This is a genomic window from Tessaracoccus lapidicaptus (assembly GCF_001693815.1).
GTDB lineage: Bacteria > Actinomycetota > Actinomycetes > Propionibacteriales > Propionibacteriaceae > Arachnia > Arachnia lapidicapta.
Genome location: NZ_MBQD01000024.1, coordinates 176512 through 196672 on the forward strand (window position 1 = coordinate 176512; position 20161 = coordinate 196672).

A 20161-nucleotide genomic window follows, 5' to 3' on the forward strand; every position below is an offset into this window, starting at 1 on the left:
CCCGCCCACCCCCGTCCGCCATAGGATGAGAGGCGAGCACTGGGATGGAAGGGAACCTATGAAGGTCTTGATCACCGGCGGCGCCGGGTACATCGGCAGCACCGTGGCCTCGGCGTGCGAGGACGCCGGCCACGAGGTCGTCATCCTCGACGACTTCTCCACCGGTCGCCGCGAGTTCGTGCGAGACCGGGCCGTGTACGAGGGCGATTTCGCCGACGAGGCTCTCCTGGGCCGGATCTTCGCCGAGCATGCCATCGACGCCGTCGTGCACTGCGCCGCGAAGATCGTGGTGCCGGAGTCGGTCGAGATGCCACTGGACTATTACGAGAACAACGTGGCCAAGACCATCACCCTCCTGCGCGCCATGGACCGGGCCGGCGTGCACCGCTTCCTGTTCTCCTCCTCGGCGTCGATCTACGCCCCCGACGAGAACTTCGTCGTCACCGAGGCCTCCCCGCTGTCGCCCGGCTCCCCCTACGCGCGCACCAAGTACATGGTCGAGATGATCCTCGAGGACTACACCAAGGCCTCGGACATGAAGGTCCTGTCGCTGCGCTACTTCAACCCCATCGGCACCGACCCGCAGCTGCGCTCCGGCCAGCAGCTCGAGAAGCCCAGCCACGTGCTGGCCAAGCTGCTGGAGGCCTGGAGCAAGGGCGAGACGTTCACCGTCACCGGCGTCGAGTGGCCCACGCGCGACGGCTCCGGCATCCGTGACTTCATCCACGTGTGGGACCTGGCGCAGGCGCACGTCGCCGCGCTGGAGGGCTTCGACAAGGCCACCGCCGAGTCGTCCTACGAGGTGTTCAACATCGGTACCGGCAACGGCGTCACCGTCAAGGAACTGGCCGCCTCGTTCGAGGAGATCTCCGGCGACCCGCTGAAGGTCACCTACGGTCCCCCGCGGCCGGGCGACGTCGCGGGCGTGTACACCGTGTCGTCGAAGGCCAAGGACGTCCTCGGGTGGGAGGCGAAGCTCACCGAGCAGGAGGCCGTCCGCGACGCCATCGCATGGCTGCCGGTCCGCAAGGAGATGCTCGGCTACTGAGCAGCGCTCCGGCGCCGCCCCAGCAGGGGTCGATCAGTGGGGGTCGGTCGCCTCGGCCCAGAGCTCGCGGCGGCGGGCGGCCTCGCGGCGGTCGATGATGGTCGACACCGTCGTGATGGCCACGAGGATCCCCAGCAGCCAGAACACCTTGCGCAACATGGGGCCCACTCTAGGCGCAGCTCGGTCTGTCGCGGCAGGGCCGCCGGCGTCAGACCCCGGGGGTGCCGCGGGGCGAGGATCGACGCCGCCGGTCTGATCCCGCGATGCGCGACGCGCCCTAGGCTGGGCGCATCATGGTGAACCTGCAGTGGTCGCGCGACGGCCGCACCCTCTTGGGCGACGGCGCCCTCGCGCTGGCCTTCGCCGTCGCGACGGTGCCGCCGCTGCTGGTGAACGAGGACTCCGAGTTCGTCATGCGCTCGCTGCCCTGGTCGCTGCTGATGTGCGGCGCGCTGCTGCTGCGCCGGATGGCCCCGCTGGCGGCTCTGACCGCCGTGGGGGCCGCCGGGGTGGGGATGGCAGCCATGCTCAGCACCCCGGTCCCGGCGATCCTCGCGGTTCCGGTCGTCGTGTACTGCGTCGGGCGCTACCAGCGGATGTCGGCGGTGTTCCCCGTCGCTGCGCTCGGGGTCGCGGGCTCCCTCGCCGGCCCGATCACGTGGACCGCGGGCATCCCCGACCCCTACCGCGTGCTGGGCACCACGCTGCTGGTCCTCCTCTGCGCCGCCATCGTCGCGCTGGCCTACCTGTGGGGCCGGTTCCTGCGCGAGCGCGCGCTGACGCAGTCGTTGGACCGGGAGATCGTCACCGAACGCTTCTCGGCGGCCCAGCGCTCGGCCGAGCAGGAGTTGGAGCTGGCGGAGCGCCGCGCGCGGGCCGGGGTGGCCCAGGAGTTGCACGACGTGCTCGCGCACTCGCTGTCGGTGATCGTGGTGCAGGCCGAAGGGGCGCGGGCGCTCACCGCGAAGCGGCCCGAGGCGGCCGCCGAGGCCCTCGACGTCATCGCAGACACGGGGCGCACCTCCATCGCGGAGGTGCGCCGCATCGTCGCGCTCATGCGCGGCGACGACGAGGCGGCCGCCTTCGGTCCCTCGCCGTCGTTGGCGGAGATCCCTGGGCTGGTGGACTCCGCCGGCGGACGGATCACGCTGACGGTCGAGGGGCCGACGCCGATCGTGCCCGAGTCGCTGGGGCTCACGGCGTTCCGCGTGATGCAGGAGGCCATCACCAACGTGCTCAAGCATGCCGGGCCCACCGCGACCGCGGAGGCGCGCGTCGCGTACGCCACGGAGCACGTCGAGCTGCTGGTCCGCGACGACGGCATCGGGAGCCTGTCGCGGCCGGACGGCACGGGCTCGGGGCTGCGCGGCATGCGCGAGCGCGTCGTGGCGATGGGCGGCGAGTTCCGCGCCGGCCCCCGCCCGGGCGGTGGCTACGAGGTCTGGGCGCGGCTGCCGATGCCGAACCAGTTGGGGAAGAGCTGGCTGAGAGGGGCCACCACATGATCCGGGTGCTGTTGGCCGACGACCAGGCCCTGGTCCGCAGCGGGTTGCGGATGCTCATCGACTCCGCCGACGACATGGAGACCGTCGGCGAGGCGGACAACGGCCGCGACGCCGTCGCGATGGTGCGGACGCGCCGCGTCGACGTCGTGCTGATGGACATCCGCATGCCCGTGATGGACGGCACCGAGGCCACCCGGCAGATCACCGCGCTCGGCGGTGAGACGAAGGTGCTGGTCCTCACCACGTTCGATCTCGACGAGTACGTCTTCGCCGCGATCCGCGGCGGAGCGAGCGGGTTCCTGCTCAAGGATGCGCACCCCGACGAGCTGCTCGGAGCCATCCGGGCGGTCGCCGACGGCGACGCCGTCGTGGCGCCGTCGGCCACCCGGCGCCTGCTCGACCGGTTCGCGCCGCTGCTCCCCCGCACCACGGCCGGCCCCGACCAGCGGCTGGACGTGCTCACCGACCGCGAGCGCGAGGTGCTGCAGGAGGTGGCCCGCGGCGCCAACAACGCCGAGATCTCCGAGCGGCTCTACATGGCCGAGGGCACCGTCAAGACGCACATCGGCCGCCTGCTCAGCAAGCTGGGCGCCCGCGACCGGGTGGGCCTGGTCCTCATCGCGCACGAGTGCGGGCTGCTCGACGGCTGAGGGGCCGTCAGCCCAGGAGGTCCGCGGTCCCCCGCTCGAGATCCCCCGGGGCGAGGCGGGCCGCGCCGGCCAGCATCGCGGCGGCGGCCGCGAGGTAGCCGGCCGCGACCGCCAGGAACGCCGGCGCGCTCAGGCCCGTGGGCGGCAGCGCGACGATCGCCACGAGCCCGGCCGCGACGAAGGCCGCGTTGTAGGCCATGTCGTAGAACGTGAACGCGCGGCCCTTGAACTGCTCCTCGACGTGGGCCTGGACGACGGTGTCGACGCAGATCTTCACCGACTGCACCACGAGCCCGACGGCGAAGCCCGCGGCGAAGATCACCGGCCGGGCGGTCGTGAACGCGATACCGGCCGACACGACCGCCCCGACGGTCAGCAGCAGCACGCTCGCGCGGCGCAGCCCGAGCACCCGCACCAGCGCCGGCACCACGGGCGCCGCGAGGACGAACCCGGCCCCCGTCAGGAGCCCCCACACCGTGAGGTCCGCCAGTGCGTCGCCCGGGCGATCGGCCGGATGCCAGAGGTGGCGGGCCGCGAGGATCACCGCGACGCTGTACAGGCCGAACAGCAGCCGGGTCGCCGCCATCACCGTGAGCGCCAGCACGGAGGCCGGGCGGGCGCGGAGGTGCCGCGCCGCTTCCGCCAGCCCTGCCGCGACCGTGCGGATGCGCGGAGCCTCGCCGACCACGTCGGGCCCGAGCGCACCGCGTGGGAAGCCGCGCGCGATCGACACGGAACCCAGGAACAGCGCGGCCGCGATGGCGAAGACGACGGCGTCGGCCTGGTGTGCCGGCAGGACGCCACCGAGCAGGGCGCGGGTCGCGAACCCGAGCACCGCCCCGACGACGACGCCGAGCGGACCCACCGTCGGGAGGATCGACGACGCGGTCAGGTACTCATCCGGCTCGACGGTGTGCTGCAGCCCCGCCGACAGCCCGGCAAGCATGAAGCGGTTGATGCTCATCGCCACGAGCAGCGCGGCGTAAAGCGCCGCGGCCCACGCCCCCGTCGTCGAGCCGGTGGCGATGATCACGCCGATAAGGGCCGCGAGCACGGTCCGCGCCAGGTCCGAGTACAGGGCGACGTCGCGGCGCGGCCAGCGGTCCAGCAGCGGCGACACGAACGGCCCGACGAGCGTGAACGGCAGCAGCGTGAGGGCGAGGACGCCCGCGATGGCCGCCGCCGACGGCTGGGACTGCGGGGAGAACAGGATGTAGGAGGCCATGCCGACCTGCAGCGTGCCGTCGGCCGCCTGGCTGACCGTCCGCAGCCAGAGGAGCCGCCGGAACGGGGCGTGGTGCCAGAGCCGCCGGAGCGCGGCGACCATCCGCATGGCGCGGGAACTCGGTCAGCGCCGGGTGGCGTCCGCGTGCATGCGGTGCGCCTTGTCCACCAGCCAGGCGGCGCCCGACTCCTCCATGAGCTCGATGACCTTCTCCTGGTCGAACTTCGTGAGGGTCGCCTCGGCGTCCAGCATGCGCTGGTAGTTGGCCTCGCGCTCGGCCTCGACGCCGTGGTACTCGGTGTGGACGTAGCCGTACGCCAAGCGGTGGATGGTGTTGATCGCCGTCTTGAGCTTGCCGGTGGGGCTGAAGATCGACGCGACGACCGTCACCACCAGGATGCCGAGGATGACGCTCAGCGACAGCCCGATCTCGATCTCATAGACGTTGACGTGCTCGCCGTCGTTGATGAACGGCAGGTTGTTCTCGTGGAGCGCGTGGAGGATGAGCTTGATGCCGATGAAGCCGAGGATGAGCGACAGCCCGTACTTGAGGTAGACGAGCCGGTCCAGCAGGCCGTCGATGAGGAAGTACAGCTGACGCAGCCCCATGAGGGAGAACGCGGTGGCCGTGAAGACGATGAACACGTTCGTGGTGAGGCCGTAGATCGCGGGGATGGAGTCCAGCGCGAAGAGGATGTCGGTGCCGCCGATGGCGATCATGACCAGAAGCATGGGCGTCAGGACGCGGCGGCCGTTCTCGACCGTGAACAGCTTGTCGCCGTCGTAGTGGTCCGTGGTCCGCAGATACTTCTTGGCCAGCCGGATGATGAAGTTGTCGGCGCCCTCCTCCTCGCCGTCCTTCTCGGGCGCCAGCAGTTTGCCGGCGGTGACGATGAGGATGAGGCCGAACAGGTAGAACGTCCAGGAGAACGTCTCGATCATCGCCTTGCCGGCGAAGATGAACGCGGTCCGCGCGATGAGCGCGAACACGATGCCGAACAACAGGACCTTCTGCTGGTCCTCGCGAGGCACGGCGAAGCTGGACATGATGATGAGGAACACGAACAGGTTGTCGACCGACAGCGCCTTCTCCGTGATGTATCCGCCGAAGTACTCCGCGCCCATCTGGGCGCCGCCGAAGACCCACACCATCACGCCGAACAGCAGCGCCAGGCCGACGTAGATGGCCGACCAGACCGCGGCTTCCCGCAGCGTCGGCGTGTGCGCCTTACGGACGTGGAAGAAGAAGTCGAATGCGAGGAGGCCGAGGATGACGACGACCGTGATCGCCCAGACCCACAGGGGTACGTTCAACGTGAAACAGCTCCTATGTCGAGACCGGCGCGCGCCGAGGCGGACAGCCTCCAGGCACCTTCCCAGGGTACCGGCGCCGGGAAGAGCGACAAACCTCGTCCGGGCCCCGCGCCTCCCCTGGCTTGTCGGGGCCGCCTTGTAGCCTGGGGCCGAACAGGAGGTCTGATGCGACGACTACTGGCGACGCTGCTGGTCACTGCCCTGACGCTCGTGGGTTGCGCCCCCGGCCCGGACTCACCGGAGCCGTCGCCGAGCGACTCGGCGGTGACTCGCGACGACCTGCCCGCGGCGGACGACGCCGTGGCCGCGCTGGCGGCTGCCCTCGCCGCGCAGGACGTGTCCGCGCTGCCGATGGTGCGCCCGGCCGCCGACGCGCAGGCGGACCTGACGGAGATCTTCGCCGGCATGGACGGCATCGTCCCTGCGGTCACCGCCGGGCCCATCGCGTACGAGGCCACCGACGACGTCGCTGTCGCCACGCTGACCATGGACTACCCGCTCGGCGTCGACGGCTGGACCTACACCACGGAGGCCCGGTTCCGGTACGCGGGCGACCAGTGGCGCGTGGACTGGGAGCCGACGATCGTCCATCCGGACCTCACGCCGCAGACCAGGCTCCGGCACACCCGCCAGGAGGCCAAGCGCGCCCCGATCAACGACCGCGAGGGCATCGCGATCGTCGAGGAGGGGGCCATGTACGAGGTCGGCCTGGACAAGGGCGCCGTCGATCAGGCCGAGTGGGAGACCGCCGCCGCGGACCTGGCCGCGCTGCTGAAGGTGGACGCCGCCGCCTACACGCGCAAGGTCCTGGCCAACGGCCCCAAGGCGTACGTGGTCGCCGCGACGATGCTGCAGGCCGAGATCCCGGCCACCATCACGACGGTCCCCGGCGTCCTGGTCCGGGAGATCTCCGCCATCATCGGGCCGGGCGGGTCGTTCGCGGCGCCGCTCCTGGGCAGCGTCGGGGCACCGACCGCGGAGATGATCGCCGAGTCCGAGGGCACGCTGACCGAGCTGGACCGCGTCGGCCTGAGCGGCCTGCAGTCCCGCTACGACGAGCAGCTCCGCGGGGTGCCGGGCATCCGGATCGACGCCGTCGCACGCAAGTCCGCCGCCGGGGCCAGCGCATCCCCGGTGCCCGAGACGACGCTCTTCCAGCAGGACCCGAGCGTCGGCACGGGCATCACGCTGACCCTGGACCGGGATCTGCAGTCGAAGGCCGAGGAGATCCTGAGCGGCCAGGCGGGCATGGCCGCGCTCGTGGTGCTGTCGGTGGCGGACGGCGCGGTGCTCGCCGCCGCCCAGTCACCGGCCGGGGGCACCTATCCGCACGTGACCTTCGGCAAGTACGCGCCCGGCTCCACCTTCAAGGCCGTCTCGGCCCTGGCGATGCTCCGGTCCGGGATGACGCCCACCTCCACCGTCAACTGCGCCCCGTCGCTGACCGTGGGCAGCTACACCTTCGGCAACTACTCCGGCTACCCGTCGAGTGCCCTGGGCCGCATCCCGCTCACCACAGCGTTCGCGCAGTCGTGCAACACGGCGTTCGCGGCCGCCGCGTCGTCGATCACCGGCGAGCAGCTCCACGCGGCGGCGGGGTCGCTGGGGGTGGGCACGGACTACGACGTCGGCTTCACGTCCAACTTTGGCACCGTCGAGCCGGGGAACTCGATCGACCGGGCGGCGTCGATGATCGGTCAGGGGCAGGTCACCATGTCGCCGCTCGGCATGGCCACCGTGGCCGCCTCGATCGCGGCAGGAAAGACAACGCTGCCGTGGCTCGTGCAGGGCACGCAGGCCTCCCCGACGGCTGCTCCGCTCAGCGCCGCCGAGGCGCAGGGGCTGCGCACCATGATGGAGGCGACGGTGTCATCCGGCACCGGGCGCTCGCTGCAGGGCCTCATGAAGGGCGCCAAGACGGGCACCGCCCAGTGGGGCGAGACGGGCAAGCTGCAGACCAGCGCCTGGATGATCGCCTACAACGACACATACGCCGTCGCGTCCTTCGTCGAGGTCGGCGACTCGGGCGGCACCACGGCGGCGCCGCTCATCACGGCGCTGTTCCGCTGAGGCCGCACCGTGGCCGTCAGAGCGACGGCGCCGGTCCTGCCTTGCGGGCGCCGTCGTCGCGTCCGCCGTCGAGGCGTTTGAGGCCGACGACGCACGCGACGATCCCGGCCAGGAACAGCGCCTTCAGCCAGGACAGGGCCTCCGCGCCGATCGCGACCGAGTACCCAACCGTGAGCACGGTGCCGACGCTGGTCCAGACGGCGTACGCGGTGCCGGTCGGGATGTGGCGCATGGCGTAGGCGAGGCCGACGGTGGACAGCGCCGTCGCCACGACGAACACGACGGTGGGCAGCGGACGCGTGAAGCCCTCGCTGGCGGAGAGCGCGTTGGCCCACACCGCCTCCAGGACGGAGCTGACGAGCAGGGCCGGCCAGGCCCCCCGGGCGGTCATGCGACCACCTTCAGCCCCACCACGCAGGTGACGATGCCGACCAGGAGGAGCACTTTGGCCAGGCTGACCGGCTCCACGCGCGTGAGCATGGCCCAGGCGACGGTGAGCGACGCCCCCGTCGCGGTCCAGACCGCGTAGGCGGTGCCGGTCGGGAGGGTGTTCAGCGCGATCCCCAGGCCCACGAGGCTGAGGACGGCCCCGACGACGAAGACGACGGTGGGGAGGGGGCGGCGTAGGCCGTCGGAGCGGCCGAGGGCCGTGGCCCAGACGGCCTCGAGGACGCCCGAGCCGAGGAGGATGACCCAATCCATGACAAGTTCCCTTTCCAGCCGTGGTTCTGACGCCCGCCTTAGCTCCCGACGCCTGCCTTGCGTCCGACGCCTGCCTTAGCTCTTGACGCCTGCCCTACAGACCAGGCAGGTGCACGGAATCCAGGCGTGCGGAAGACGCCTGCGATGGAGCGCAGGCTCCCAAACATAAGGCAGGCGCCCCGACGGGAGGCAGGCGCGGTTGACGGGTGGGCTAGGCTGGGGATAGTTGATCTCTCAATCTTCGCGAGGACCCCATGGACATCGAGCGGCTCGAATTCGGCATCGACACCTTCGGCGACGTCACCGAGGGCCCGGACGGCGCCCTCCTCCCCCACGATCAGGTCATCCGCAACGTGGTCGCCGAGGCAGTCCTCGCCGACGAGGTGGGCCTGGACGCGATCGGCGTCGGGGAGCACCACCGCGAGGATTTCGCCATCTCCGCGCCCGACATGGTGCTCGCCGGCATCGCCACCCGCACGACGCGCCTGAAGCTCGCCACGGCCGTGACCGTCCTGTCCTCCGACGACCCGGTGCGCGTCGTGGAGCGGTTCGCCACGCTCGACGCGCTGAGCGGGGGCCGCGCCGAGCTCATCGCGGGCCGCGGCTCGTTCATCGAGTCCTTCCCACTGTTCGGCTACGACCTCCAGGACTACGAGGCCCTCTTCGAGGAGAAGCTCGCCATGCTCGCGCAGCTGATCCAGGGCGGCCGCCAGACCTGGCAGGGCCAGCTCACGCAGAGCCTCGACGACGTCGAGCTGTTCCCCCGCCTCGCGAGCACCCCGTTGACGACGTGGGTCGCCGTCGGCGGCAGCCCGCAGTCGGTGCTCCGCGCCGCGCACTACGGGCTCCCGCTGATGCTCGCGATCATCGGCGGCCCGGTGGACCGGTTCGCTCCCTTCGCCGACCTGCATCGCCGCGCGCTCGAGGAGCTCGGCAAGGAGCCGCAGCCGATCGGCTGGCACTCGTACGGGCACCTCGCCGCCACCGACGACGCCGCGCGCGAGCGGATGTTCCGGCCCTGGCTGGAGCAGACCTCCAAGATCGGGCGCGAGCGGGGCTGGGGGCGCATGTCCCGCGACCACTTCGACGAGGAGGCCGACCACGGCGCCATGGCGGTCGGCTCGCCGGAGACGGTGGCGGCGAAGATCGCCCACGGCTTCCGGACCCTGGGCGCGCAGCGGTTCCAGCTCAAGGTCTCCACCGGCCGCCTGTCGCACGAGGCGATCCTCGACACCATCGGCCTCTACGGCACCGAGGTGGTCCCTCTGGTGAAGGACATGCTCTCGGGCAGTTGACGGGCGGCCCGCTGGTAGCGTCGACGGCATGACCACTCGCACGCCCACCCCGCTGGACCAGGTCGCCGACGCCTACGTCGACACGCTCGTCCGCCTCAGCCCCATCGTCGCCACCCACATCGGCGCGCCGGGGCACGACCACGAACTCGACGACTTCTCCCCCGCCGGCATGGCGGCCAAGGCCGACGCCGCCCGGGAGGCGCTGCGTCAGGTCGAGGCGACTGAGATCGTCGACGACGTCGACCGGGTGACCGCCGCCGCGATGCGGGAACGGCTGGGCCTCGACGTCGAGCTCTTCGAGGCCGGCGAGGACTACGCGCAGCTGAACAACATCGCGTCGCCGCTGCAGGGGATCCGCGACATCTTCGACCTCATGCCCACGGCCACGACCGACCATTGGGAGGTCATCGCGGCCCGGATGGGTGCCGTGCCCGCGGCGGTCGACGGCTACATCGAGTCCCTGCGCCTCGCGGTCGATGAGGGCCCCGCCCCGGCCGTCCGGCAAATGGAGATCGGCATCGCGCAGGCGGAGGAGCTCGCCGGGGAGGGGTCCTTCTGGCGCACGTTCGGTGCGTCCGCCGACCTCCCCGAATCGCTGGCCGCCGCGCTGGCCGCCAACGCCGACGGGGCGCGCGCGGCGTACGCCCGGCTCGCGGAGGCGCTGCGCGACCTGGCGCCACGCGCCCCGAAGGCCGACGGCGTCGGCCGCGATCGGTACCAGCTGCTGTCGCGACAGTTCCTGGGCGCGACCATCGACCTCGACGAGACCTACGAGTGGGGCCGCGAGGAGCTGGCCCGCATCGTCGCCGAGCAGGACGAGGTCGCCCATCAGCTCTACGGCGACGGGACTACCGCCGACGAGGCCATGCGGCGGCTCGACGAGGACGTCAACCGCCGGCTGCACGGCACGGACGCGCTGCAGCGCTGGATGCAGGAGACCTCGGACGCCGCCATCGCGGCCCTGGCCGGGACGCACTTCGACATCGCCGACCCGATCCGCACCCTCGAGTGCTGCATCGCCCCGACGCAGAACGGCGGCATCTACTACACCGGCCCCACCGACGACTTCTCCCGCCCCGGGCGCATGTGGTGGTCCGTGCCGCCGGGCGTCGAGGACTTCGGCACCTGGCGGGAGAAGACGACTGTCTACCACGAGGGCGTGCCGGGGCACCATCTGCAGATCGCGCAGGCGACGTACCTGTCCGGGCAGCTGAACCGCTGGCGCAGCCTCATCTGCTGGGTGTCGGGACACGGTGAGGGCTGGGCGCTGTACGCGGAGCGCCTGATGGAGCAGCTCGGCTTCCTGGACGACCCGGGCGACCGGATGGGGATGCTGGACGCCCAGCGCATGCGGGCCGCCCGAGTGGTCCTCGACATCGGCGTGCACCTCGGCAAGCCCGCCCCCGACGAGTGGGGCGGCGGCACCTGGGACGGCGACAAGGCGTGGCCGTTCCTCAAGGCCAACGTCAACATGGCCGAGGAGTTCGTGCGCTTCGAGCTGGACCGCTACCTGGGGTGGCCGGGCCAGGCGCCGGCGTACAAGGTCGGGCAGCGGCTGTGGGAGCAGGCGCGAGACGAGGCCGCGGCGCGGGCCGGGGCGGCATTCGACCTGCGGAACTTCCACCGTCGGGCCCTCGATCTCGGCTCCGTAGGCCTGGACGTCCTGCGCGACGCACTCCGCCACACAGCCTGAGCCTGCGTCAGCGGCCGAGAGCGACGGCGCCGGTCAGGAACTCGCGCCATCCGTCCGGGGTGGCCAGCGGGACGGTGATGCCCAGTTCGCGCTGGACGGACCGGACCGCTGACTTCGTGGCGTCGTCGTAGCGGCCCGTCGCCTCGACGTCGCGGCCGAACACGAAGCGCAGCACGCCCTGCACGAGGTCGACCTGGGTCCGCGACCCCTCCCGCAGCGACGCGGCGTCGTAGCCGTTGACGCCGTTGTCGATGTGGATGTGGTTGTGGTGTTGCGCGTTGTACCGGTAGGTCAGCGTGTAGGTGAACCGCGACGCGACGGAGGCCGCGAGCCGCCAGTACCCGCGCAACTCGGCCGGGTCGTCACCCCACTGGTCGTAGCGGCAGGAGACGACGCCGCCCTCGTGCGTCAGCGTCGCGAAGTCGAAGGCCCGACCCGCCGCATGCCAGGAGTCGCACTTGTCGACGAACGCACCATAGGTCGACACGCCGGTCAGCGGGCCCAGCCCGCTCGCGGCGGCCCACCCGGCTGCCCAGTCCTCCAAGGCCTCGACGAACTGCGGGTCCGCCCGGAACGACTGAGGGGTGCCCGTCACCTCGTAGGACAGCGGGGCCCCGCCCAGCGTCGAGAACGTCACCAGCGACTCGGGGCTGCGGCATCCGCCCACGCCACTGAGATCGATGGGCACGTCGGGCACGGAGAGCGACCCGTCGTCGCCGCACCCGGCCAGCGGCACGGTGGCGGCGCCAAGGAGGAAGGCACGCCGACGCATGCCTCGATGGTATGCGCGCTCCCGATCAGCTCACGGTGAGCGTCGACGCCCAGGCCCGGACGGCGTCGAGGTCCAGGTGATCCTGCGTCGGCTTCTGCATGGTGCGCAGGAACAGCCGGCGCCACCAACTGATGTGCTCCGGCACGAACCGGCCGGCGAAGGACTCGCTCGCGGACGCGCGCACGCGCTCGGCCACGGACCGGTTGTAGGCGAGGGAGTCGTCGCGCTTGGCCGGGTCGGCCGCGTTGAGGCAGGCGTTGAACACCGCCACCCGCGCCGTCCGCAGCGCGCCGGCCTCGGCGGCCAGCCACGACGTCGCCTCCGGGTACCACGATCCGGCATTGATGCCGCTGCCGACGACGACCAGCTCGGCGCCGTCGACGCCTGGCTTCGACTTCAGATCAGCCACGCGCACCGCGTGCCCCGAGGCGCGCAGCACCTCACCGACCGTCTCGGCGATGTCGCGCGCCGCACCACCACGGGTCGCGTACGCGACCAGAACCCTGCCCATGCGAGACACGGTAGCCGTGGGCCCGCAGGACGCTTCGGGTGGGGTCGGCCAATTTATCCAACGGGCTGTGCTAATGCCTCAGTCGAAGATCGGATCCACCGTACGGGTGCGCTTGAGTTCGAAGAAGCCCGGGTAGGCGGTGACCTTGACGAACCCGTCGAACAGTTCGCCGGCCTCTTCGCCCTTCGGCGCCGGGGAGATGACAGGGCCGAACAGGCTCATGCCGTTGACGCGGATCACGGGGGTGCCGACCTCGTCGCCCACCGGATCCATGCCCTCGTGGTGCGAGCGGCGCAGGTCGTCGTCGATGGCGTCGGTCTGCGCGATGTCGAGGATGTCCGCGTCGGCGCCGACGGCTGCCAGCGCAGCCGCGACCGGCTCCGGACCGACCTCCTGCTCGCCGGGGTGGAAGCGGGTGCCGAGCTCGGTGTAGAAGTCGCGCAGCACGTCGGAGCCGTGGCGCTGCTCGACCAGCAGCGCGGCGCGGGCCGGCATCCAGGCGTTGTCGAGGAAGGCGCGGTAGCCCGCGGGGAGGTCGCGGCCGTCGTTGAGGACGGACAGGCTCATGACGTGGAAGGTCACCTTCACGTCGCGGACCTTCTCCACCTCGAGCATCCAGCGGGAGGTCATCCAGGCCCACGGGCAGACGGGATCGAACCAGAAGTCAACGTCAGTCGTCATGGTCCCATCTCAGCACATCCCGTCAGGCGGCGGCCCGGACCGCCGCCTCGTCGCCGAGCTCGTCGCGGTGCTTCGACCGCGACACCCACTTGTCGACGATCGCCGCCAGCGCGCCGTCGCCCGTCACGTTGGTGGCGGTGCCGAACGAGTCGATGGCGATGTAGGCCGCGATCATCAGGCCGACCTGGGCCTCGGAGAAGCCGAGCATCGTCGAGAGCAGTCCCGCCGCGGTCATGATCGCGCCGCCGGGAACACCAGGGGCGGCGACCATCATGACGCCCAGCATCATGACGAAGCCGATCATCACGCCGACGTTGATCTCCATGCCGGCCAGCATCATCACCGCCATCGAGAAGCACGTGATCTTGATGGTCGATCCGGCCAGGTGGATGGTGGCGTTGAGCGGGATCGCGAAGGCCGCCACGGGCTGCGAGACGCCCATCTTGATCGCCTGGCGCAGCGTGACCGGGATCGTCGCGGCCGACGACGACGTGCCCAACGCGGTGGCGTACGCAGGCAGCATGGTGACGAGCATCTTGATGGGGTTCTTGCCCGTGATGACACCCGCGACCGTGTACTGCAGCAGCAGCATGATCCACGTGAGGATGAACACGAACACCACGACGCCGAGGAAGGTGGCGATGACGGTGGCCACCTGGCCGCCCTGGGTCATGTTGAGGAAGATGCCGAAGATGTAGATGGGCAGCAGCGGGATGAGGATCTTCTGGATGACGAGGTTGATCACCTCGCGGAACTCGAGGAAGCCCCGCTGCAGCGAGTCTCCCTGGATGACGGTCATCGCCACGCCGACGATGAACGCCAACACCAGCGCCGACATGACGCCGAACAGCGGCGGGATCTCCAGCGAGAAGTACGGGGCGAGCAGCGCCTCGTCCGGGTTGGTGAGCGACGGCGCCCCGCCCTCCGGGAGCACACGGGGCAGGACGATCAGCGACGTGCTGAGCCCGAGGAATCCGGCCAGCAGCGTCGATGAGTACGCCAGCGCGGCCGTGATGGCCAACCACCGGCCGGCCCCGCGGCCGAGCTCGGCGATCGCCGGGGCGATGAGGCCCAGGATGATCAGGGGGATGGCGAAGCCCAGGAACTGGCCGAACACGCCGTTGAACGTGACGAAGACCCTGGTCAGCCAGTCCGGGAAGAAGTTCCCGAACAGCACGCCGAGCGCGATCGCGACGACGATCTGGGGCAGGAGCCCGAACGTGAACTTCTTCTTCTGGGCGGCAGCGGCTGTGCTCATGCGCGCAAACTTAACCCAGCACCGCCGCCATCGCGCAGCCGAGGCCCGCTAACGCAGCAGCTCGCGGGCCACGGCGAGGGCCTGCCGGACGTAGCCCCCACGGAAGAGGACGACGTGGACGAGCAGCATGTGGAACTGATGCAGCGGCACGCGAGCCGGCCATCCGTCGGCCAACGGGCTGACCTCGTGGTAGCCCGCGACGGTGTCGGCGAGGTGCGGGGAGCCGAACAGCGCGAGCTCGGCGAGGTCGGTCTCGGCGTGGCCGCCGTTGGCGCACGGATCGATGAGGGTGCCGACCCCGTCGGCGGTCCACACGACGTTGCCGCCCCAGAGGTCGCCGTGGATCCGGGCGACGGGGCCGCACAGCGCGGGTTGCGACGAGTCGAAACGGCCCGTGGCGACGGCGTCGCAGGCGTGGTGCAGCAGCGCGGCGTCATCGGCGTCCAGCCAGGGCGCCATCGCGACGTAGGGCCGGAGCCTCCCCTCGGCGTAGTACTCGCCGAAGGTGTCCCACACCGGCTCCGCGGCGGCGGGCGTGCCGAGGTTCGCCGTCGACAGGTGCGCGGGGTCCAGCCCGGGTGGGGCCTCGCCCCACCACCTCGCCCCGGCGGCGTGGGTGCGGGCCAGTCTGCGGCCGAACTCGGCGGCGTCGGCCCGCGACGGGTGCCCGGTACTCAGCAGGACCGTCTCCAGCCACGTCTCCCCGGACCCGGCGAGTTCCGCGACGGCGGCGCCGCCGTCAGCCTCGGCCTCCGCGAGCCAGCGCAGGCTGGCGACCTCGGTGGCGATCGCGCGCCGACTGCCCGTCTTGCGGAAGGTGCTCACGTGAGCAGCTCCGCCCACCGCGTGAGCACGTCCTCCAGCCGGCCGTGGATGCGCAGGGTGGCCAGGTCGTCCCCGCGGGTCGCGCCGTCGTTGGCGATGACGACATCCCTGCCGTGCTGCGCGGCGCGGCGCACGAACCTCAGTCCGCTCATCACCGACAGGCTCGAGCCGAGCACCAGCAGCACAGCGGCGTCCTCGAGCATGGCCCAGGCCCGCTCGACGACGCCCCGGTCGGCGTTCTCGCCGAAGAACACGACCTCCGGCTTGAGCATGCCGCCGCAGCGCGGGCAGGCGGGGTAGCGGAAGTCCTCGGTGCGGTCCACCTCGGCGTCGCCGTCGGGTGCGGTGCGGGTCTCCTCGGCGAGGGCGTCGAGCCGGCGCGCCACCTCGGGGTTGAGCGCCAGCAGCTCATCCTGCAGCCGCCCGCGGTCCAGCACCGCCCGGCAGCCGAGGCACACGACGCGGGCCAGGTTGCCGTGCAGGTCGAGGACCGGCCGCGACCCCGCCGCCTGGTGCAGCCCGTCGACGTTCTGCGTCACGACGCCGGTGAGCGGCGTCAGGTCGCCCATCTGGGCCAGCGTGAGGTGGGTGTGGTGCGGCCGGGCGCGCTCGAACCACCGCCAGCCGACGGTGCTGCGGGCCCAGTAGCGACGTCGGCTGAGGTCCGATCCCACGAACTCCTGGTAGGTCATGGGCGAGCGCGGGACGGCGTCGCGGCCGCGGTAGTCGGGCAGGCCGGCCCCCGTCGACATGCCCGCCCCGGTCAGCACCATGGTGGGGCGGCCGCGGAACAGCTCGGCGGCCGCGACCAGGTCCTCCTCCGGCGAGGTCCGGCCGAACCCACCCGTCCCCGGCCCCCACGAGGGCAGCGATGGCAGCGCGACGCCGTCCGCGGCGGTGCGGAACCAGCCGCCGACGTCGGGGATCGGTGCGCTACTCATCGCCCCCAGCGTAGAGGGGACCCTAGACTCGTCCCGGTATCAGGTGAGAGGGGAACCCCATGGCCGGCGGCCTTGCAGCACTACTCGACGACGTGGCGGCCATCGCCCGGGCCGCGGCGGCCTCCGTCGACGACATCGCCGCAGCGGCGGGTAAGGCGTCGACCAAGGCGATGGGTGTGGTGGTCGATGACGCGGCCGTGACGCCGCGCTACGTCGACGGCTTCACCCCGGACCGCGAGCTGCCGGTGATCTGGAAGATCGCCAAGGGGTCGCTCCGCAACAAGCTGCTGTTCATCCTCCCCGCCATCCTGCTGCTCAGCCAGTTCCTGCCCTGGCTGCTCACCCCCCTCCTGATGCTCGGCGGCCTCTATCTCTCGTACGAGGGGGCCGAAAAGATCTGGGAGGCCGTCAGCGGCCACTCGAAGGTCAAGGAGGCCCCCGCCGCGATCAAGGGCCCCAACCACGAGGACACCATGGTGAGCGGGGCCATCCGCACCGACTTCATCCTGTCGGCCGAGATCATGGTGATCTCGCTCAACGAGATCGCCGACGTCGGCTTCTGGATGCGGGCGCTGACCCTCGTCGTCGTCGCGATCGGCATCACCGCACTCGTCTACGGCGCCGTCGCGCTCATCGTGAAGATGGACGACGCGGGCCTGCACATGGCGGCGAACCCGTCGACCAAGCGCCTCGGCGAGCTGCTGGTCAAGGCCATGCCGATCGTCATGAAGGTGCTCTCCACGGTGGGCATCGCCGCGATGCTGTGGGTCGGCGGCCACATCCTGCTGGTCGGCATCCACGACCTCGGCTGGACGCCCATGTACGACCTGGTGCACCACTGGGAGGTCGCGGCCACCGAGGCGGCCGGCGGGTTCGTCGGCTGGCTGGTCAACACGCTCGCCTCCGCGCTGCTCGGCATCATCGTGGGTGCCATCGCCGTGGTCGTCATGCACCTCATCCCGCGGAAGAAGTCCCATGCCGACGCCCACTGAGCCGGTCCGATTCGCCATCGTCGGATCGGGATGGCGCACCCGCTTCATGCTGCGGCTCGCCGCGGCCGCGCCCGAGCGGCTCCGCGTGGTCGCGCTCGTGGCGCACTCCGACTCCTCGGCCGCGCGGCTGGCCGCCGACTGGCCGGGCATCCCCGTGGTCCGCACGCTCGACGACGCCCTGGCCCACGCCCCGGAGTTCGTCGTCGCGGCCGTGACGTGGGAGGCGATGCCGACGGTCGTGGCCGGCCTCGTGGAGCGCGGCGCCCGCGTGCTCGCGGAGACGCCGCCGGCCCCGACCCTCGACGGGTTGCGCGCGCTGTGGGCCGCGGTCGGGGACTCGGGTCTCGTGCAGGTGGCCGAGCAGTACCTGCTGATGCCCGGGCACGCGGCCCGCGCCGCCGTCGTGGCCTCTGGGGCGATCGGAACGCCGACGTCGGTGCAGGTCGCCTCCACTCACCTGTACCACGCGACGTCGATGATCCGCGGGCTCCTCGGCGTGGGCATGGCGGCAGCGACGGTGACCGCGCGGTCGTTCGCGGCGCCGCTGACCGACCCGCTGTCCCCCGCCGGGTGGGCGGAGGATCCGCGCCCGGTGTCGCGGAGCACCACCATCGCGACCATCGACTTCGGCGAGGGGCGGATGGGCCTGTATGACTTCGTCGAGAACCAGTGGTGGAACCCCCTGTTGTCGCGGCGGATCGTCGTGCGCGGCACGCACGGGGAGATCGCCGACGACGTGGTGCGGCGCTGGGCCGACGGCGACGTCGTCGTGTCGCCGCTGTCCTACCGCCGCACCGGCGTCGACCTCAACCTGGAGGGCAACGACCTGGTGTCGGTGTCGTTCGAGGGGTCCGTGGTGTACCGCAACGCCTGGGCGGGGTCGCGGATGTCGGAGGACGACATCGCGGTGGCGCAGATCCTCGCCGACACCGGCGCCTGGGCCCGGGGCCACGGCCCGGCGCCCTATCCCCTGGCCGACGCATGCCAGGACCACGCGCTGGGGCTGGCGATCGAGGAGTCGGCCCGGACGGGCGCAGACGTCCGGGTGTCCCCGGACGTCTGGTCGTCCGCCGGCTGAGGCGGGTCAGCGGCGCGGGCCGCGCCCACCGCCGCCCATGCCGCCGGTCGCGGTGCCGGCCGTCGCCGTCGTGGACTGGCCGTCGACGACGATCGCGTACTCCTCACCGGCGGCGATCCCCGCTCCGGAGTAGACGACGTTGGCGAAGTCCTTCGCAGCGGTGAACTCGGCGACGACGTCAGAGCCCGAGAGGATCTGGATCGTCGCCCCGGCCGGACCCGACGTCTGCGCCTGGATCCAGCCCTGTGTCGACTCGGCGTCCGGGGCCTCCGCCATCCCGGCCGAGCCGACCGCCAACAGCGTCCCGCCGGTCACGAGGAACGTGCCGTTGACGTCGAGCGCGCCGTTGCCGTCGGTGAGCGGCCCGTGCACGACGACGGTCCCGCCCGCGATCTCCGCGCTGCCGTTGGAGTCGAACCCGTCGCCACCGGCGTCGATGGTCAGGCTGCCGCCGGTGACGAGCGCCAGCCCGTCGACGACGCCGCCGCCCGGCCCTCCGCCCATCTGCGGGGCGGTGTCGGAGGTCGTCGAGCCCGCGGAGACGTTCAGGCCGTCGTCCTCGGCCGTGATCTCGACCGTGCCGCCGGTCAGGGCGAGGTACTGCGCCTCGAGGCCCTCGTAGGAGCGGGTCACGGTGACGTCGCCGCCGCCGATGACGAGGCTGAACTCGGCGTGGACGCCGTCGTCGAGCGCGTCGACCTGGACGGCCCCGCCGGAGATGATGACGTCGGTGGCGGCGTCGAAGCCGTCCGTGCCGGCGCTGAGGGTCAGCGTCCCGCCGGAGATGTCGATGAAGCCCGAATCGGCCTCGGTGTCGTTGGTCGACTTCAGCGCGTCGCCGCCGGCGTCGACCGTGACGGCGCCGCCCGTGACGGCGAGGTGGTCCTTGCCGCGGATGCCGTCGTCGGCCGCCTCGACCGACAGGGTGCCGCCGCTGATCACCAGGCCGTCGACGCTGGCGATGCCGTCCTGGCTGCGGCCCGTGACGGTGAGCGAGCCGGCGCCGCCGATGGTGAGGTCGGACGTGGAGTAGAGCGCGGCGTTGGGAGCGTTCTCGCCGGTGTCGGCATAGGTCGCGGCGTCGGTGAGGGAGTTGGTGCTGCCCTCGGCAAGGACGACCACCGCCTCGCCCGCGTCCACGACCGAGATCGCCGGTCCGGTGCCGGACGTGATGTCGGCGCCGGAGAGGACGAGCTTCACCTCGTCGTCGGAGGCGGAGTCCACGACGACCTGCCCGTCGAGGGTGCCCGTGAGGACGTAGGTCCCGCCGGTGGTGATCGTGACGGTGGCGCCGTCGACGGTGGCGCCCCCACCCTCGACGGCAGCGGAGTCGCCGGTGAGCGTGACGGTCGTGGCGGACGCGGCCTCCCACGTGGTGTCGGCGGCGTCCGGGGTCGCGTTCGCGGCACGCGCCTCGTCGACGGTGAGCGCCGCGTTCCCAGTGGCGGTCGTGACGGTCGCGGCGGACGTCGACGCGGATGAGGCGGCGGAGACGGTACCGGCCGCGGCCGTGCTCTCCACTCCGGTGGCGCCGCAGCCGACGAGGAGGGCGCCGACGGCGAGCGAGGACAGGCTGACGAGGATGGATCGGGGTTTCACTG

General features: G+C 71.6%; 20 protein-coding genes. 8 read left to right on the forward strand and 12 right to left on the reverse strand.

Translation table 11 applies throughout. The annotated features are described in order from the left end of the window. Nucleotides 1-25: 25 nt before the first annotated feature. Nucleotides 26-1048, forward strand: coding sequence for a UDP-glucose 4-epimerase GalE (gene galE, locus BCR15_RS11610; RefSeq protein WP_408647381.1), 1023 nt, complete (start codon nt 26-28; stop codon nt 1046-1048). Nucleotides 1049-1081: 33 nt separating this feature from the next. Here the strand turns inward: galE and BCR15_RS15370 are convergent, their stop codons facing one another. Continuing rightward, nucleotides 1082-1207, reverse strand: a complete 126-nt coding sequence (locus BCR15_RS15370) for a hypothetical protein (protein ID WP_256094630.1) — start codon at nt 1205-1207, stop codon at nt 1082-1084. Nucleotides 1208-1341: 134 nt separating this feature from the next. On the opposite strand from BCR15_RS15370, the gene BCR15_RS11615 reads away from it, so the two are divergent. Next, on the forward strand, nt 1342-2553 hold the full coding sequence (locus tag BCR15_RS11615) for a sensor histidine kinase (RefSeq protein WP_068752367.1): 1212 nt from the start codon (nt 1342-1344) through the stop codon (nt 2551-2553). Beyond that, the gene (locus BCR15_RS11620) at nt 2550-3203 is read left to right on the forward strand and encodes a response regulator transcription factor (RefSeq protein WP_068752368.1); all 654 of its coding nucleotides are present in this window, start codon (nt 2550-2552) and stop codon (nt 3201-3203) included. Before BCR15_RS11615 ends, BCR15_RS11620 begins: the two co-directional genes overlap by 4 nt. A 7-nt stretch (nt 3204-3210) precedes the next feature. On the opposite strand, the gene BCR15_RS11625 is transcribed toward BCR15_RS11620, so the two are convergent. Together BCR15_RS11625 and BCR15_RS11630 are read right to left on the reverse strand one after the other, a co-directional pair. Beyond that, nucleotides 3211-4536, reverse strand: coding sequence for an MFS transporter (locus BCR15_RS11625; protein ID WP_078919831.1), 1326 nt, complete (start codon nt 4534-4536; stop codon nt 3211-3213). 15 nt (nt 4537-4551) lie between these two features. Further along, nucleotides 4552-5742, reverse strand: coding sequence for a TerC family protein (locus BCR15_RS11630; RefSeq protein ID WP_068752369.1), 1191 nt, complete (start codon nt 5740-5742; stop codon nt 4552-4554). A 165-nt stretch (nt 5743-5907) separates the two neighbouring features. Between BCR15_RS11630 and BCR15_RS11635 the strand changes: the two genes are divergently transcribed. Continuing rightward, on the forward strand, nt 5908-7812 hold the full coding sequence (locus tag BCR15_RS11635; protein ID WP_176715242.1) for a penicillin-binding transpeptidase domain-containing protein: 1905 nt from the start codon (nt 5908-5910) through the stop codon (nt 7810-7812). A gap of 16 nt (nt 7813-7828) precedes the next feature. Here the strand turns inward: BCR15_RS11635 and BCR15_RS11640 are convergent, their stop codons facing one another. Further along, nucleotides 7829-8203: a DMT family transporter gene (locus tag BCR15_RS11640; protein WP_068752370.1), complete on the reverse strand. Its 375-nt coding sequence runs from the start codon at nt 8201-8203 to the stop codon at nt 7829-7831. After that, complete coding sequence (locus tag BCR15_RS11645) at nt 8200-8514, reverse strand: DMT family transporter (RefSeq protein ID WP_068752371.1); 315 nt, start codon at nt 8512-8514, stop codon at nt 8200-8202. Before BCR15_RS11645 ends, BCR15_RS11640 begins: the two co-directional genes overlap by 4 nt. A gap of 254 nt (nt 8515-8768) precedes the next feature. On the opposite strand from BCR15_RS11645, the gene BCR15_RS11650 reads away from it, so the two are divergent. Next, nucleotides 8769-9809 carry an LLM class flavin-dependent oxidoreductase gene (locus tag BCR15_RS11650; protein WP_068752372.1) on the forward strand — a complete coding sequence of 347 codons (1041 nt, stop codon included), beginning with the start codon at nt 8769-8771 and terminating at the stop codon, nt 9807-9809. Nucleotides 9810-9837: 28 nt separating this feature from the next. Beyond that, nucleotides 9838-11502, forward strand: coding sequence for a DUF885 domain-containing protein (locus tag BCR15_RS11655; protein WP_068752373.1), 1665 nt, complete (start codon nt 9838-9840; stop codon nt 11500-11502). A 7-nt stretch (nt 11503-11509) separates the two neighbouring features. Here BCR15_RS11655 and BCR15_RS11660 read toward each other — a convergent pair whose 3' ends face one another. From BCR15_RS11660 to BCR15_RS11685, 6 genes are all read right to left on the reverse strand, one after another. Further along, on the reverse strand, nt 11510-12274 hold the full coding sequence (locus BCR15_RS11660) for an extensin family protein (protein WP_068752374.1): 765 nt from the start codon (nt 12272-12274) through the stop codon (nt 11510-11512). A 25-nt stretch (nt 12275-12299) separates the two neighbouring features. Next, nucleotides 12300-12785, reverse strand: a complete 486-nt coding sequence (locus BCR15_RS11665; protein ID WP_068752375.1) for a flavodoxin domain-containing protein — start codon at nt 12783-12785, stop codon at nt 12300-12302. Between the two features lie 78 nt (nt 12786-12863). Next, nucleotides 12864-13466: a DsbA family protein gene (locus BCR15_RS11670; RefSeq protein WP_068752376.1), complete on the reverse strand. Its 603-nt coding sequence runs from the start codon at nt 13464-13466 to the stop codon at nt 12864-12866. Between the two features lie 22 nt (nt 13467-13488). Next, nucleotides 13489-14724: a dicarboxylate/amino acid:cation symporter gene (locus tag BCR15_RS11675; RefSeq protein WP_068752377.1), complete on the reverse strand. Its 1236-nt coding sequence runs from the start codon at nt 14722-14724 to the stop codon at nt 13489-13491. A gap of 48 nt (nt 14725-14772) precedes the next feature. Continuing rightward, entirely contained in the window at nt 14773-15549 is a 777-nt protein-coding gene (locus tag BCR15_RS11680) for a fructosamine kinase family protein (protein ID WP_068752378.1), read from the reverse strand. Beyond that, nucleotides 15546-16490 carry a Sir2 family NAD-dependent protein deacetylase gene (locus tag BCR15_RS11685; protein ID WP_078919840.1) on the reverse strand — a complete coding sequence of 315 codons (945 nt, stop codon included), beginning with the start codon at nt 16488-16490 and terminating at the stop codon, nt 15546-15548. The genes BCR15_RS11680 and BCR15_RS11685 overlap by 4 nt, the downstream gene beginning before the upstream one ends. A 59-nt stretch (nt 16491-16549) precedes the next feature. On the opposite strand from BCR15_RS11685, the gene BCR15_RS11690 reads away from it, so the two are divergent. Both BCR15_RS11690 and BCR15_RS11695 read left to right on the forward strand, forming a co-directional pair. Next, nucleotides 16550-17482 (forward strand): DUF808 domain-containing protein, encoded by a 933-nt coding sequence (locus tag BCR15_RS11690; protein ID WP_068752379.1) that lies wholly within the window; start codon nt 16550-16552, stop codon nt 17480-17482. Next, entirely contained in the window at nt 17466-18560 is a 1095-nt protein-coding gene (locus BCR15_RS11695; RefSeq protein WP_068752380.1) for a Gfo/Idh/MocA family protein, read from the forward strand. Before BCR15_RS11690 ends, BCR15_RS11695 begins: the two co-directional genes overlap by 17 nt. Nucleotides 18561-18566: 6 nt before the next feature. Here BCR15_RS11695 and BCR15_RS11700 read toward each other — a convergent pair whose 3' ends face one another. Next, the gene (locus BCR15_RS11700; protein ID WP_068752381.1) at nt 18567-20159 is read right to left on the reverse strand and encodes a carbohydrate-binding domain-containing protein; all 1593 of its coding nucleotides are present in this window, start codon (nt 20157-20159) and stop codon (nt 18567-18569) included. Nucleotides 20160-20161 lie beyond the last annotated feature (2 nt).

What these genes read in the sequence shown, in the direction of transcription:
- galE (WP_408647381.1), top strand. Translation starts at nt 26, where the DNA reads ATGAGAGGCGAGCACTGGGATGGAAGGGAACCTATGAAGGTCTTGATC.
- BCR15_RS15370 (WP_256094630.1), bottom strand. Translation starts at nt 1,207, where the DNA reads ATGTTGCGCAAGGTGTTCTGGCTGCTGGGGATCCTCGTGGCCATCACG.
- BCR15_RS11615 (WP_068752367.1), top strand. Translation starts at nt 1,342, where the DNA reads ATGGTGAACCTGCAGTGGTCGCGCGACGGCCGCACCCTCTTGGGCGAC.
- BCR15_RS11620 (WP_068752368.1), top strand. Translation starts at nt 2,550, where the DNA reads ATGATCCGGGTGCTGTTGGCCGACGACCAGGCCCTGGTCCGCAGCGGG.
- BCR15_RS11625 (WP_078919831.1), bottom strand. Translation starts at nt 4,536, where the DNA reads ATGCGGATGGTCGCCGCGCTCCGGCGGCTCTGGCACCACGCCCCGTTC.
- BCR15_RS11635 (WP_176715242.1), top strand. Translation starts at nt 5,908, where the DNA reads ATGCGACGACTACTGGCGACGCTGCTGGTCACTGCCCTGACGCTCGTG.
- BCR15_RS11640 (WP_068752370.1), bottom strand. Translation starts at nt 8,203, where the DNA reads ATGACCGCCCGGGGGGCCTGGCCGGCCCTGCTCGTCAGCTCCGTCCTG.
- BCR15_RS11645 (WP_068752371.1), bottom strand. Translation starts at nt 8,514, where the DNA reads ATGGATTGGGTCATCCTCCTCGGCTCGGGCGTCCTCGAGGCCGTCTGG.
- BCR15_RS11650 (WP_068752372.1), top strand. Translation starts at nt 8,769, where the DNA reads ATGGACATCGAGCGGCTCGAATTCGGCATCGACACCTTCGGCGACGTC.
- BCR15_RS11655 (WP_068752373.1), top strand. Translation starts at nt 9,838, where the DNA reads ATGACCACTCGCACGCCCACCCCGCTGGACCAGGTCGCCGACGCCTAC.
- BCR15_RS11660 (WP_068752374.1), bottom strand. Translation starts at nt 12,274, where the DNA reads ATGCGTCGGCGTGCCTTCCTCCTTGGCGCCGCCACCGTGCCGCTGGCC.
- BCR15_RS11665 (WP_068752375.1), bottom strand. Translation starts at nt 12,785, where the DNA reads ATGGGCAGGGTTCTGGTCGCGTACGCGACCCGTGGTGGTGCGGCGCGC.
- BCR15_RS11670 (WP_068752376.1), bottom strand. Translation starts at nt 13,466, where the DNA reads ATGACGACTGACGTTGACTTCTGGTTCGATCCCGTCTGCCCGTGGGCC.
- BCR15_RS11675 (WP_068752377.1), bottom strand. Translation starts at nt 14,724, where the DNA reads ATGAGCACAGCCGCTGCCGCCCAGAAGAAGAAGTTCACGTTCGGGCTC.
- BCR15_RS11685 (WP_078919840.1), bottom strand. Translation starts at nt 16,490, where the DNA reads ATGAGTAGCGCACCGATCCCCGACGTCGGCGGCTGGTTCCGCACCGCC.
- BCR15_RS11690 (WP_068752379.1), top strand. Translation starts at nt 16,550, where the DNA reads ATGGCCGGCGGCCTTGCAGCACTACTCGACGACGTGGCGGCCATCGCC.
- BCR15_RS11695 (WP_068752380.1), top strand. Translation starts at nt 17,466, where the DNA reads ATGCCGACGCCCACTGAGCCGGTCCGATTCGCCATCGTCGGATCGGGA.